13 protein-coding genes and 1 pseudogene are annotated in these 13944 nt (G+C 35.5%); 1 reads left to right on the forward strand and 13 read right to left on the reverse strand.

Annotation, left to right across the window (positions count from 1 at the left end):
• The first annotated feature begins 73 nt into the window (after window positions 1-73).
• Entirely contained in the window at window positions 74-661 is a 588-nt protein-coding gene (locus JOE44_RS12515) for an NAD(P)H-dependent oxidoreductase (RefSeq protein WP_209785849.1), read from the forward strand.
• Between the two features lie 266 nt (window positions 662-927).
• On the opposite strand, the gene map is transcribed toward JOE44_RS12515, so the two are convergent.
• The 13 genes and pseudogenes from map to JOE44_RS12580 all read right to left on the reverse strand — a co-directional run bounded on the left by map (window position 928) and on the right by JOE44_RS12580 (window position 13941).
• The gene (map, locus tag JOE44_RS12520) at window positions 928-1692 is read right to left on the reverse strand and encodes a type I methionyl aminopeptidase (protein ID WP_209785850.1); all 765 of its coding nucleotides are present in this window, start codon (window positions 1690-1692) and stop codon (window positions 928-930) included.
• A gap of 816 nt (window positions 1693-2508) precedes the next feature.
• Complete coding sequence (locus tag JOE44_RS12525; protein ID WP_209785851.1) at window positions 2509-2880, reverse strand: hypothetical protein; 372 nt, start codon at window positions 2878-2880, stop codon at window positions 2509-2511.
• A gap of 1 nt (window position 2881) precedes the next feature.
• Window positions 2882-3205 (reverse strand): hypothetical protein, encoded by a 324-nt coding sequence (locus JOE44_RS12530; protein ID WP_209785852.1) that lies wholly within the window; start codon window positions 3203-3205, stop codon window positions 2882-2884.
• A 185-nt stretch (window positions 3206-3390) separates the two neighbouring features.
• Window positions 3391-3882, reverse strand: coding sequence for a hypothetical protein (locus JOE44_RS12535; protein WP_209785853.1), 492 nt, complete (start codon window positions 3880-3882; stop codon window positions 3391-3393).
• On the reverse strand, window positions 3879-5042 hold the full coding sequence (locus tag JOE44_RS12540; protein ID WP_245169775.1) for an RHS repeat-associated core domain-containing protein: 1164 nt from the start codon (window positions 5040-5042) through the stop codon (window positions 3879-3881). The genes JOE44_RS12535 and JOE44_RS12540 overlap by 4 nt, the downstream gene beginning before the upstream one ends.
• Before the next feature lie 29 nt (window positions 5043-5071).
• Window positions 5072-5530 (reverse strand): hypothetical protein, encoded by a 459-nt coding sequence (locus tag JOE44_RS12545; protein ID WP_209785854.1) that lies wholly within the window; start codon window positions 5528-5530, stop codon window positions 5072-5074.
• A gap of 673 nt (window positions 5531-6203) precedes the next feature.
• A pseudogene (locus tag JOE44_RS25160) lies at window positions 6204-6569 on the reverse strand (RHS repeat-associated core domain-containing protein); the annotation flags it as partial.
• A 142-nt stretch (window positions 6570-6711) separates the two neighbouring features.
• Window positions 6712-7404, reverse strand: a complete 693-nt coding sequence (locus JOE44_RS12555) for a hypothetical protein (protein WP_209785855.1) — start codon at window positions 7402-7404, stop codon at window positions 6712-6714.
• 15 nt (window positions 7405-7419) lie between these two features.
• Window positions 7420-8637 (reverse strand): RHS repeat-associated core domain-containing protein, encoded by a 1218-nt coding sequence (locus JOE44_RS12560; protein ID WP_245169776.1) that lies wholly within the window; start codon window positions 8635-8637, stop codon window positions 7420-7422.
• On the reverse strand, window positions 8627-8920 hold the full coding sequence (locus tag JOE44_RS12565) for a hypothetical protein (protein WP_209785857.1): 294 nt from the start codon (window positions 8918-8920) through the stop codon (window positions 8627-8629). The genes JOE44_RS12560 and JOE44_RS12565 overlap by 11 nt, the downstream gene beginning before the upstream one ends.
• Window positions 8901-9893, reverse strand: a complete 993-nt coding sequence (locus tag JOE44_RS12570) for an RHS repeat-associated core domain-containing protein (protein ID WP_209789199.1) — start codon at window positions 9891-9893, stop codon at window positions 8901-8903. Before JOE44_RS12570 ends, JOE44_RS12565 begins: the two co-directional genes overlap by 20 nt.
• 114 nt (window positions 9894-10007) lie before the next feature.
• Window positions 10008-10466 carry a hypothetical protein gene (locus tag JOE44_RS12575; RefSeq protein ID WP_209785858.1) on the reverse strand — a complete coding sequence of 153 codons (459 nt, stop codon included), beginning with the start codon at window positions 10464-10466 and terminating at the stop codon, window positions 10008-10010.
• On the reverse strand, window positions 10456-13941 hold the full coding sequence (locus JOE44_RS12580) for a DUF6443 domain-containing protein (protein WP_245169778.1): 3486 nt from the start codon (window positions 13939-13941) through the stop codon (window positions 10456-10458). The genes JOE44_RS12575 and JOE44_RS12580 overlap by 11 nt, the downstream gene beginning before the upstream one ends.
• Between the last annotated feature and the right edge of the window lie 3 nt (window positions 13942-13944).

Here is a 13944-nt window from a genome sequence, read left to right on the forward strand (position 1 = left end):
AAAAACTCCTCTTCAACAATTTTTTTGTCCCCTTAAAGAAGGGATGATCGTCATGAAGACAAAATAGTTTATTATGAAAAATATTCTGCATATTATTTCCAGCGCAAGAGGAGATTTATCTTACAGCAACAGGTTGAGTTCAGCCCTTCTGGAAAAGCTTTTACAAAGGAACAAAATCAATAAAGTTGTTGTACGGGACTTGGTGAAGGATCAGCCACCGTTTGCTGATGAAGTGTCTATCCACGAGTTTTATAAACATCCAGGATTATATGATGAACACAGTAAACAGCTTCTTTCGTATGCGAATACAATTGTGGACGAAATCCGTGAAGCCGACATCATTGTCATTGGGACACCTATGTTTAATCTTGGAATTTCAACTCCCTTGAAAGCATGGCTGGATCAGCTGATCCGGGCCGGAGTTACTTATGTTTTTGATGAGCAGTGGACTCGTGTGGGACAGTTTAAAGACAAAAAAGTGTATCTCGCAATTGCTTCCGGCGGAAGAAGTGTTGAAGGGGCTCCGGATTATATTTCTGATTATCTCAAAGATGTCTTCAGAAGTTATACGGGAATTACGGATGTTGAAACGTACCGCATGGAAGGAACTATGGAGCATGGTTTTATAGCGAATTATGAAAGTGTTCTGAAAGATTTTTGATAACCGACTGTCTTAATTATTGTAAACGCAAAGTTTTTAATTATTAAATCTGAATTTAAGGGAGTAAAGAAGGAATCAACAAGTTGATTGGATGAAGCTTGTGGTTGAATGGTGCTTATGGTTTTGTTTTTAACGCAAGGGCGCAAAGATTTTTATTCTGATGTATCTTGTAAGGCGCAAGAAAATCAAAGATTTTCAGTAAGGAAATGAGGATAAAATCTTGGCGCCTTTACAATTTATCAAAGATACAATGAGCAACCTTTGGTTTAATTCAGGATTTCGTTCATTTGGGTTAAGATGATGGGTTTTCCATCGGTCACTACAATGGTATGCTCGTGCTGAGCCATATAGCCGCCCTTGTTGCCTACCATGGTCCATCCATCCTTTAATTCTACAGCAAGATGGGAAGAGGTTGCGATAAATGTTTCAATAGCAACGACAGAGTTTTTCTTAAAACGTCTCGTGTCATAACGGTTCCTGTAGTTCAGCAATTCGTCAGGCTGCTCATGTAAGCTTCGTCCTACTCCATGGCCGCCAAGATTCTTAATCACTTTTAGCCCTCGTTTCTTGGCTTCCGTCTCCATTAAATGTCCAATGTCTGCTATTTTCACACCGCCTTTGATATTATCGATGGCTTTTCTCAGAATATCTTTAGAGGCCTCTACCAGTTTCTGATGTCCGTGAATATCTTTTCCAATCACAAAAGAACCTCCGTTATCAGCCCAATATCCATCCAGTTCTGCAGAAACGTCAATATTAATCAGGTCACCTTCCTGCAAAACCCTCTGATCCGTAGGTATACCATGGCAGAATTCATTATCCACACTGATACACGTCCAACCCGGGAATCCATACGTAATATAAGGCGCTGATTTTGCTCCGAAACCCTCCAGTATTCCCGCTCCATACTCATCAAGATCTTTTGTAGTCATGCCGGGTTCAGCATACTCTATCATCTTTTTCAAAGTATAGGCAACGGCTTCACTTACTTTTTGCATTCCGATCAACTGATCTTCGTTGGTGATTGACATAGTTTTGTTTGTTATTGAGAACTACAAAGTTAGGAAATTGTAGGAGGATTATACCCATCAGCAGAATATTATCCTCATTGATGATTGAAAAAACATGATATAGACCCTTTCCTATGATCTGATACCCCCTTCACCAACCCCCTCTACCCCCTTAGGTAAGGGGGTATACCCTGTTCGACAAGGGGGTAAAGGGTGTTCAATAAGGGGCTGGGGACCGGTAAGGAACAGGCTATAGCCCCTTGATGAAGTGGGTGTAGAGGGTTATGGAAGTGGCTGAAGGGACTTCTGAAGGGTGTAGAGAGGGTTTATAAAGTGGTTCCCGACACTTGGTGAAGGGGCTCGAGATACTTACCATAGTGCCTAAAGGCAGTTTCGAAGGGGCTGGAGACGGTTTATAAAGTAGTTCGTGGTACTTTAGCCACTAGAATTATAGTGGTTTTTATTCTAGACAAGAAGAAGGCTCAGATCTCAATATATTATTTTTGAAGTCTCCCAGAAAATATAAATAATATCCAAAATAGACAACCAAAAACAATATCGAATAGGAGGTTAAATGAATTTGCTTTATGAGGGTCTAGTTTACTAAAAAGAAAATCAATTATTATTATAACTCCACAAAACTGTAATAAATATATAATTGCTCTTATAATATTTCTACTCTTCATTATGATTCTATTTTTCTCAGCATATTCATAGTGATCCTGTACTGGTAAATATAGCGGTTTTGCAGGATAAAAGAACAAAAACCACCGCCATTGCAGTGGTTTTGTTTTATTTGTGGACACGAGCGAGACGCTCGTGCCAACGTGGGAATATTTATCTACAAACAGGAATTTGTCCATACAATGTACTATTTTGTAACTCTACAACATAATCTTCATTTGAATGACAATATTTTTTCTTAAACTTCTTTTTATCTAAATTATAAATTCTAACAATTAAATACGGCGTGTCTAATATTAATCCGCCCATAATATTTATATTATAATTGTAGTCTTTATCAATATAATTTGAGTATTTAAATTTTAAAATAAATTCGTCACCTTCAATAAACTTTTCATCCAATTGAATTTCTTTACCTACAGTATATGTAAAATTTCTTACACTATTATTTTGTTTTTTATTAATAAAACTTATAGGTAATCTGTCAATAATAATATTATCATCAATGACAATTATTAAATTCATTTTACTTTGAGAAAAACATAATAATGAGCAAAACATTAATAAAAAAAACGTTACTATATTTTTTAATTCCGTCATTTTCATAATTTGATAAAATGCTATTTATTGCCTTAATATTTAAATCCATTGTTTGTTTACCTGTATTATCATAAAATACAGCTCCTTGTTTATTGTTAGGATCTACCATAGAACCATTTGAATTTAAGTTCAATGGGTTACGTTCCAAATTACCAACAATAATATTAGTTTCATAATTTGCGAATGCTTTTATATCATCAGCTGAAGGCTCTGTTGCTGTAATAGTATAAGATTTCCCTACTTCTAGCAAAATTCAATTAAACATTAAGGCTCTACAGATTGGTACAAAGCTGGTTACCATCCAAAGTTTAAAAGTAGGAAAACTTATAGTATAAACAAACCCTTGCAAGAGTGCAAGGGTTGTTATTTATTTAACTTTGGGCACGAGCGAGACGCTCGCGACAGCGGGGGCAATCGTGCGGGAGAGCTAGTCTTTTAAAATCCAGAAGTCCATAAAAGTTGATTTAATTCCACTTCATCTATAATAAAATTTTCTGAATGATCTCTAAATCCAGGTTGCTCTTTTAATTGTTCGACAATATTTTGAACCATGGCTAAATTTGAAAAAACACCTATAATTCTTTCATCATCCGTGAAAGTATCTACAGTATATACATGGCTAACATTAAAGATAGATTTTAAATTTTGCACTATATAAGTATCTTCAGTAATTAAATCTTCTTCAGGTAAATAATCTCTTCCTATTTCGCCTGCTACATTATGAAATCCTGTATTCCAATGTACTTTATTTAATTCATTTTTTTTAATTGTAAAACCATCAGGATAATCTTTGAATCCAGAAAATTTTGATGCAATATTTTTTATTCTTTCTAATTCTTTTAAATCATCAAAAAAACCTAAAAGTTTACAATTCGTATGTGATTCGTCTGTATAAATATGTTCAAGAGTGTATATAAAATTTTTCATTTAAATTTATTTTTCTTTGGTAATTCGAATCCTCTATCTCCCCATTTCTTTATTTTATTAAATTCAGAACCAGGTCCTTTACTTGCTTTACCTTTATTCCATTCTCCTTTACCATACTGACCATCTAATACTCTCTCCGCAAAAGTTTTCCCATCTTCATCCACATAGGGGGCCTCTCCTTGCTCTTTTGCCCATGATGGAACATCTTTAGCGGCTTCTTTTCCTGTTTTACCACTAGCAGGTACTTTTTTCTCCTTTGGAACATCTACGCCATTAACATCCTTATCTTCTTCTGCACTATCTTCGGTATTCATACTTCTGTAACCAGCACCGGGATCTGCAATGGTAGTATATCCTGTACTAGGCGGTGCAAATTGGTTATATGTCCACCAAACTCCAGCTCCTATTAACATTGCACCAGCTACAATATCTGCTGGACCTGGTACTGGAGAATCAGCCTGCGAAACTAGTAAAGCAGCCATAGCCAAACTACCGGGACCAGAATCACCGCTTTTAGCTTTTCCAGTAAAAGTAACTTCTTCAATTTGTATTTCTTTTACAGCGGTGTTCGTTTCAGGTTCATAAACATACATATTTTTTGGATCATTAACGTATGATTGAAATTGCGGTGTATTTGGACAAGTAGGACACGTTGCTAATTCTCCTTCCATACCTGTAGGATCGTTAAAACTAATTGGATTATTCCAAACATAACTGTAGGCTTCGTGAGTGTATTGACTTCTTGGGTCTATTGTTCCAAACCGTCCAATATCCGGCATGTAAAATCTCGCGCCATAATCATACATACCCGTTTCCTGCAACTCTTTCCCATTGTACTTATAGCTGTAATACCCTCCAAAATTAGAAGTACTAAGCATTCCTTCAATATGGTTTAAACCAAATGGATAGTAGTTGTTGGTGTCTGTAATCTCAAGAGCGCCTTCGCTGTTTTTTGCAAAGCTTACTCTGGCATTGCCAAGGTGATCTCTGTACTGGTAAATATAGCGGTTTTGCAGGATAAAAAACAAAACCACTGCAATTGCAGTGGTTTTGTTTTTATTTGTGGACACGAGCGAGACGCTCGCGCCAGCGGGGGTTTTGTTTTTATTTGGACAGCTCAAAGTCGGGAGACTTTGCGCAGCAGGGTTTTCTACTTGCAATACAATGTAATTATGCAGAAACGAGGTTGTTATTTACATCTGGCAGCATTTATATTGAGACCGCTTTTGTGAAACTCAACTACGTAAGATGCTTTTGCTTTACAATACCTCTTTCTATACTCTTTTTTATCCAAATTGTAAAGTTTTATTATTAAAAATAGTGTATCTTTTAACAAACCTGCTTCGAGAGGGATATTGTAACTGTAACGTTTAGTTAAATTCTCTCTATCTCCATATGCATCAAATTTCAATATCATATCTTCTTTTAAAATAGGATTAGCATTAATATCAATCTCTTTTCCTGGAGAATAAATGAAATCATACTTATCATTAGAAGTTTTATTATAAAATTCTAAATCCAAAGGACTTGTAAGAAGTTCATCATTTATGAAAAATATTAAATTAATTTTTTGACTGTAAACTGTAAAGGAGATAAAAAATATTAGTAAAACTATTATTTTATTAAGGCTTAATTTGACCGTTCTCATAATTGGATAATATTTTATTAACTGTACTGGATTCAATTCTCATAGTTTCAGTGCCAAGTCTATTATAGAAAACTGCACCTTGCTTGTTATTCGGGTTTTGGAAAGTACCATCTTTGTTTACTTGTATTGAATTTTGTTCTAAATTACCTACTACAAAACTTGTATCACGCTTACCAAAATCAGCAATATCAGGAGGAGAAGGTTCTGTAGCAGTTAAAGTATAAGCTTTAAAATCTCCTTCAATTTCTGTACTTTCAACTGTTGTTGCTGTAGGATGTGAATGTCCTACAATATCAGATTTTATTTCGTTTCCAATACCGTGCTGAGTTACTCTATCCAACCAATTGACCTCTGCTCCAGCAACGTTATTGCTTATAGAAGTTTTTCCTCCTACTGTATATGTAGATCTTCCTCCTGCTAAGTCTATATCTACTCTCACTTCATGATCTCCCCCTTTGGAATCAGGACTAATTCGATGGCTTGAAGGAGAATTAGTGAGTTTTAAAGTGGTAGAAATTGCTCCTAAAGTCTGAATTCCTCCAGGAACTTCTTGCTTACTTGCTGTTAAAAAATTACTTTTATTCCCTTGGCTAATGTAAACTTTACCATCTTTAACTCCGTCACTTCCCAAATATTTACCATTAGAACCAAAGAAATCTCCAAAAGGTGCTCTTCCATCAGGATCAATAAACCTGATTGGATTGTTAAAAGCATAATTATACGGAGACCATCTTCTCATCTTCTCCGCCAACGGATCAACAACTCCCCATCTTCCAATATCACTCATATACATCCTTGCTCCATAATCATACATTCCAGTTTCTTGTAATTCTTTTCCATTGTACTTATAACTATAATACCCTCCAAAATTAGAAGTACTAAACATTCCTTCAATATGGTTTAATCCAAATGGATAGTAGTTGTTGGTATCGGTTATTTCAAGAGCGCCTTCGCTATTTTTTGCAAAGCTTACTCTGGCATTGCCAAGGTGATCTCTGTACTGGTAAATATAATGGTTTTGCAGGATAAAAGAATAAAACCACCGCAATTGCAGTGGTTTTGTTTTTATTTGGCTAGCTCAAAGTCTCCCGACTTTGAGCAGCAGGGGAATCCAAGGGTTGTTTATATACTAGAGTGGACACGAACAGCATGCTCGCACCGGGGTATGCTAACAAAAATATTTACTCAAACTTAATATTTAGATTTCCAATACAGTCCATAAATTTTTTTTGATTTTCTTTTTTAAAATAAGGAATATCTTTTACACCATCTTTAATATCATTATAATTTATCTTGACAGCTCCATAGCTATTAATCTGTTTACCAATGATATAATAATTTTTGGTGAAAATAATTGGTTTTGGGGTAAGCTCATCAACTTCCAAACATTTTTTCAATTCATCTACCTTATTTTCTATTACTAATTGATATCTATAATATTCATTCAAATTGTTCTTTTTAAAGTCTTCTATTGATTTTTTTTTCGTATAAAATATAAAATTGCCATTTTTAACTTTTTTGTACGAAAGACTATCAATTCCCAATTTGTAAGGGCTATTTGTTATCTCACAAACATCTTTATTATCGAAAATAATAATCCCGTTGTAAAATCCTTCTTCATAATGAAATCCATCTTCAATATAAATACGTGAATATTTTTTTTCAGGATTTATATTACAAGATTCTATTCCTAACAATCTAAATTTTGTTAAAGCATTTTTCATTCCCTCATTTTCTTTGGAATTTAAATAAGAACTATTAAAAGAAACATCGTTATTATTGAGTAAATTTTGATTTATTTCTTTTAACGAGCTTTTACTTTGTGATAAACAGCTAGTAAATAGCATTATGCACAATAAAATATAGTTTTTCATTGGTTATGATTTATATTAATGTGATCTATTTCTAAATCTTTGATAGTGAAAGTATGCAGCTGCTCCATAATAATTATACCTGTTTTGTAATATTTTTTTATTGGCCTTAAGCACGTTATCAACACTTGGAATAGGAGTTATTTGACTTCTATTTGAATCATAGTATATACTGCTTCCAGCGCTATCAATTAATCTACTACCTTCACTAGGAAATTTTTTCCCAACCCCATCTATAATTGTTTTATAGTGAGTTCTCAGCGGAAGCCCTGTTTCAGCTCTCACAATATTTTCGACATGTGTCCCATAAATTTCAGCAGTTGTATTTCCAAACCTTTCATCTGGGACTGCCCTTTCTCCTAAAGCAAAATATCCATAAACATGTCCCATTTCATGTGCAATAGTTGCATATAAAGGTGAATTTTCAGTATTTATTCCTGATGTTGTCCATAAACCATGTGGAGATGTATTTAGTTCAACAATATTACTAACACCATGTTTAATTTGTGATTCTCCAGTTGTATAATTAAAGTGTATATCTCTTACTTTTCCATCTGTACCTTGTGCCTGATCAAAATAATCAATCATTGTATTTCCTATAGAGGTATTTTTGTCTAAATGACTTAACCCTGCGACAGTCTGTACAACATAATCTGACAAATTTGTATTTGCATCTACATTTGTCCATTTCCCATCTACTTTATGTTGTGTTGCATTATTATGATATCTGTACTGAGTTCCATCCTGATCATTAATATATATCCATTCCCCATTTATATCAATAAATCTAACAGCGTTATTAGCTACGTAAGTATATGGAGAAATAGAAAAATACTTTTCACTGTAATTGTCTAATACACCCCACCTTCCAATATCTGGCATATACATTCTCGCACCATAATCATACATTCCAGTCTCCTGAAGCTCCTTGCCATTGTACTTATAGCTGTAATACCCTCCAAAATTAGAAGTACTAAGCATTCCTTCAATATGGTTTAAACCAAATGGATAATAGTTGTTGGTGTCTGTAATCTCAAGAGCGCCTTCGCTGTTTTTTGCAAAGCTTACTCTGGCATTGCCAAGGTGATCTCTGTACTGGTAAATATAGCGGTTTTGCAGGATAAAAGAACAAAAACCACCGCCATTGCAGTGGTTTTGTTTTATTTGTGGACACCAGTGAGACACTCGCGCCAACGGGGGCAACTTTAAACATAATATTACATCATTAAAACTCATTTGTTTTAATAATATGAGCATGCATATAATTATCAGATAATAAAAAATCCGTATACCAAATATTTGTCATTCCATCAATTAAAGAAGGCATTTCTTCTACTGCTAATTCTTGCAATAATTTTTTATTATTGTCATTAAGCTCTTTAATTATAGATATATCTAATTCACGAGTCCACACAATTAGAGCATCTTTAATTCCTTTAGCCATTACTTGACTTATATATGTTCCTCCTTGGTAATACATGATTACAGTATATAGGTTGTTATCTAGTCCCTTTTGCATTTCTACTATGATTTTCTCCTGTTTCGTCTGCTTTTCTTTTCCAGTGTTCTGCTTGCTTCTTTAATTTTTCAACCATTTTTGATTCTTCTTTTGATTTATTAGGTTTTGTTCTTAATTTTTCATATTCAGCTTTCGCTTCTTGATATTTTTCCCCAGCACTCTGCTTAGCTTTAAGATTTTTATGTTGTCCATTCTTTCCACCACCTTTTCTGTTCTCATTCCCAGAAATAGAATCATTAGGAACATCAACCCCATTTACATCTTTATCTTCATCACTACTTTCGGCATTCATACTTCCGTAACCTATACCAGGATCTGCAATTGTTGTATGAACAGGAGTATACCATTGTAAAGGAGGTTTTGTAGCCTGATCTACAATGTAAGCAAGCCCCACTACTCCGAGAATAATCAAGCCAACACCACTTTCCGAAGTCATCGCTCCAAGAGTAGTTGCTGCTGCATAGCCACTATTATTATCCTTAGATTTGCCTAATAAATTTACCTGCGAAATTAAAGATTCTCCACTATTAAAATCTTTCCATACACTATTTTTTGCGTCCCAATAAAACTCTCCATCTGAATCTTTCCAAAATTCTCCATCTTTCCTACCATCCCGATCAGGATAAGCCAATTCTCCCTGCATTCCTGTAGGATCCCAAAAACTTATCGGATTATTCCACACGTAGCTATAAGCTTCATGCGTATATTGGCTTCTTGGATCTATTACACCCCATCTACCCACATCAGGCATATACATCCTTGCCCCATAATCATACATTCCAGTTTCCTGAAGCTCCTTTCCGTTGTACTTGTAGCTGTAATACCCTCCAAAATTAGAAGTACTAAGCATTCCTTCAATATGGTTTAAACCAAATGGATAGTAGTTGTTGGTGTCTGTAATCTCAAGAGCGCCTTCGCTGTTTTTTGCAAAGCTTACTCTGGCATTGCCAAGGTGATCTCTGTACTGGTAAATATAGCGGTTTTACAGGATAAAAGAATAAAACCACCGCAATTGCAGTGGTTTTGTTTTTATTTGGCCAGCTCAAAGTCGGGAGACTTTGTGCAGCAGGAGTTACATTTCATATTATTATTCAAGTTTTGAAAAATCTGGACTTGTAATTACGACATAATATTCTTTATTATTTTTATTTCCTCCTGAATATCTCTTTTTGTAAATTTTACTACTTTTATTAAATATATTGATAATAATATATTTCTGATTTAGAAATTCTTTGGGTAAAGAAAATATATACTTTTGCGCTAGTGGAAGTTTAGGTAAAATCGTTTCAAAATTAACATCAAAATTTGATGATTTATCATTTATAAGTTTATTATAATTTTCATCAGATAGATTAATCGTACCAACAATATAATTCGCATCAAGTAAGCCCACAGAAGAAGAACTAAGTCTTAGATCATTTACTATCAAACAAGGTTTTTCATCAATCATAATTAAAAAATTAATTTTTTTAATTTGAGAAAAAAAATAACTTGAAAAGAATATAAACAATAGTAAAGTATATTTTTTAAAAAATTTATTTTGCATTTCTATTAAGGATGTTTGTAATTACTTGTTTAGTTAATGTCATTATAGGTTTAGATATATTACTTCCTCTATAAACCGCAGCTCCTACATCTCTGTAATCTTTATACGTACCATCAGAATTTTTTATCACATTAGTTCCGTCGTATTTTTGCAGTCTACCTACAATAATATTTGTTCCCTTACCTGAAAAAGTTTTATCATCAACTCCTTTTGTAGGAGTTAAAGCGTCAAAAGGATAAATCAATCCATTACTTCCAACAAAAATACCTGCAGGATGAAGATGTATTGTTGTATGAGTAGTAGCCGTAGTTGGTACTAAGGCAGGAGCTGTTCCAACATCATTTGCATCGATCGTAGGTAATGGCCCGGTTTCCCCTCTTAATATTACGTTGTCTTCCGAAATTGAAGAACTTTCTTCTCTAAACCCACCATTTGCATCTCCTCTAGCCAAAACGTTTAAAGATTCTTGTAATGCACCATCATCAGGAACAATCATATCTCCATTTAATTCATTTAATTGATTTAAAGCAATATTTCCTCCTTTTTTTTCCGCCGCCTTTATTGCTGATTTATCCTTTTTATTAGTAATCATTAAAACTCCTGGATCAGTTGTTCCATCTGTTCCAATCTTTTTTCCTTTTTCATCTACATAATCAATAGGATCTCTTCCATCTGGATCAATAAACCTAATTGGATTATTAAACGCATAATTGTAAGGACTATGACGAGTCATTTTCTCCGCCAACGGATCTACGACGCCCCATCTACCAATATCCGGCATATAGAATCTCGCTCCATAATCATACATTCCTGTTTCCTGAAGCTCCTTCCCATTGTACTTGTAACTATAATACCCTCCAAAATTAGAAGTACTAAGCATTCCTTCAATATGGTTTAATCCAAATGGATAGTAGTTGTTGGTATCGGTTATTTCAAGAGCGCCTTCGCTGTTTTTTGCAAAGCTTACTCTGGCATTGCCAAGGTGATCTCTGTACTGGTAAATATAGCGGTTTTCTGTGAAACTGTAAAATCCTTCAGCGGTGGGTACAAAATCAAGCTTCCATTCCGGTGTTATAACAATACCGGAAAGGGTATTGATATTTTTATAGGCCTGTTCTTCAAAAGCTGTTTCCGTTCGGCATTCAAGGCAGATTCCGCCACCTTCACGATAGGTATACTGGAAGCCATCCAGGTAATCGGTCATCGTAATGCTTGTCTGCCCGCGTGGCGGAGCACTGGAATAGGTTTTGCGAAGTTTTACCCCATCTGCACGGTAGAGATAATCCAGCCCGCTGTTCATAAAAAGCCCTGAAGGATTAGCCTGGGTAATGGCATAGGAATCCGGTAAATTCAAATAGTTGTACTGTATCGTCTGAATTCCTTTATCCTTCATATTAATCATATTCCCGTTCAGGTCATAATCAATGGTATTATTTCCTCCTTCATAGCCTGTATCATTTAATGAGCTTTCAATAATCTGGTTCAGACGGTTTCCTGTATATTTATAGGCAAGATCATCTACCAGCGTAGAGGTGGCCCCAAAAACAGGAATCGCATTTCTTTTTAAAAATGTAATGTTTCCGTTGACATCATAGGTCAAGCGTTCATCAAAATTCTTGTTATGCGGATTTGTTGTCTCCGGTTCTGCATATTCGGCATCAGTTAATCTATTCAGTTTATCGTAGGTATAATTGTACCTTTTCAGAATATCCTGTGAAGAATTTTTCCAATCTATTTCTGCAATATTTCCATTGTATTTCCCTGTAGAAACTGTAGAATACACAGGATTATTGTATTTTATCTCATACCCAAAAAGTTTCCCATTAAGATTCGCAGGATTATTGATCCTGGTCATCCACCCCCGGATATTGTATTGATAATCTATAGTCTGTAATGGGGATGCGGCAGCTGTTCCTCCAACTTTCTTGGATTCCAGCTGGGAAATTTCATTGTATTTATTCTGAGCCAGATATTCAACAGGATTGCTGCCCACCTGATGGGTATGGGAAAGAAGCCTGTTCTGGGAGTCATAAGTGAACTTTTCTACAATAGCCTTTTCAGGATCTGCAGCAAGTCTTTTATGATAGGTATTGGTCTGAAGGACAACTCCTGTAAAGTCAAGTTTATTGTTGACTACCGTATAACCTCCCAAATGGTTATTGCTTCTCGAACCGATATTTCTTCCTTGGGTATCATACCAGATAAAGTTACGCGTCCATTGGTCATCTTCTATATTTTTGATATAGGAAGCGGTAAGCAATCCCTTGGTGGTTCTTTCCTGAGCCGGATTATCCGTAAGAAGAGGCTGGGCAAATACATTGGTAACCGCTGAAGATCCTGGCGGATAGGTATCATAATAATTAACTGTTAAAACCTGCGCCAGACTTCCCGGAAGTGCCCTGTTCGTGTAATAAATTGGCATTCCGCTTACGGTAAAGGAGCTGGCACTTCTGATCTCAAAAGTATAGGCAGCTCCTGCAATAGTTGTCTGCAGAGATTCTCTGGTAGCCGCATTGTTGGTAATAGCCGTAAACACCACTCTTCCAAACTGGTCATATTTGGTGACAAGCCATTTACCCTGAGCCTTAAGATTGGTATCCTGGTTCATCACCAATTGATCAGCGTTGTTGTAGATCATATATTCCCAGCCTTTCCCGGGTAGTTTCTTTTCTACCAGACGATTTCTGCTGTCATATTTATACTGGTAGCATAAATTGTTAATCACGGTATTAGGATCTGATTTTACAGCTGCTTTGGGAGGGATGACAAAAGCCAGTTGGTTATAGTCATTATAAACATAATAGGTATCGGCATTTTCTGTCGCACTGATGACTTTTCTTACCAGCAAAACCTGTCCCTGTCCATTTTTAAATTCAATAGTTGGGTTGCCGTCTTCATCGGTAATCGTATTTTTATATAATTCTCCTGCTCCATAGGAGCCTGGTGCGAGTAATTTGGATTCAAAATTGGTATAGTTAAAAGTAGCCGTATATTTTTTAACTTCTCCAGTGGCATTAGCCTGATATCCAAATTGTACAGGTTTGTTAGCCCACGCATTCCCCACCTGTTTTTGTCCTAAAACACGGTTTAACGGAGAGCTTTCCAGAATTTTCTCTGAATAGATTTTCTCCGTACTATATGGGGTACTGCTTACATTGGCTAAGGGATTGGCAACAATACCGCCACTGAGCGTTCCTCCCTGAGGTACGGGCAGATAGTCCAACACCTGTCTCCCGAAACCATCATATACAATAGGGGTTACAACATCTTTTCCTAATGGAGAGGCTTTGACATTGACAATTTGTTTGGGTCTTCCCAACCCATCAAAATACTGAACGGTTTCTGAGCTTTTAGCATTAGTAAGCGTAGGATCTGACAAATACATCTTGGAATACACATAGTTTTCTGTATTGGTCAGCTGCGCCTGGGCAGTTCCTATGATGAGTATTCCTATGGGAATTAATATCTTTTTCATCGG

This window comes from Chryseobacterium sp. PvR013, from assembly GCF_017833095.1.
Taxonomy (GTDB): Bacteria; Bacteroidota; Bacteroidia; order Flavobacteriales; family Weeksellaceae; genus Chryseobacterium; species Chryseobacterium culicis_A.

Bases quoted from the DNA above. Each gene is read 5' to 3' on its own strand.
- JOE44_RS12515 (WP_209785849.1), top strand. From the start codon at position 74: ATGAAAAATATTCTGCATATTATTTCCAGCGCAAGAGGAGATTTATCT.
- map (WP_209785850.1), bottom strand. From the start codon at position 1,692: ATGTCAATCACCAACGAAGATCAGTTGATCGGAATGCAAAAAGTAAGT.
- JOE44_RS12525 (WP_209785851.1), bottom strand. From the start codon at position 2,880: ATGAATTTAATAATTGTCATTGATGATAATATTATTATTGACAGATTA.
- JOE44_RS12535 (WP_209785853.1), bottom strand. From the start codon at position 3,882: ATGAAAAATTTTATATACACTCTTGAACATATTTATACAGACGAATCA.
- JOE44_RS12545 (WP_209785854.1), bottom strand. From the start codon at position 5,530: ATGAGAACGGTCAAATTAAGCCTTAATAAAATAATAGTTTTACTAATA.
- JOE44_RS12555 (WP_209785855.1), bottom strand. From the start codon at position 7,404: ATGAAAAACTATATTTTATTGTGCATAATGCTATTTACTAGCTGTTTA.
- JOE44_RS12560 (WP_245169776.1), bottom strand. From the start codon at position 8,637: ATGAGTTTTAATGATGTAATATTATGTTTAAAGTTGCCCCCGTTGGCG.
- JOE44_RS12565 (WP_209785857.1), bottom strand. From the start codon at position 8,920: ATGCAAAAGGGACTAGATAACAACCTATATACTGTAATCATGTATTAC.
- JOE44_RS12575 (WP_209785858.1), bottom strand. From the start codon at position 10,466: ATGCAAAATAAATTTTTTAAAAAATATACTTTACTATTGTTTATATTC.
- JOE44_RS12580 (WP_245169778.1), bottom strand. From the start codon at position 13,941: ATGAAAAAGATATTAATTCCCATAGGAATACTCATCATAGGAACTGCC.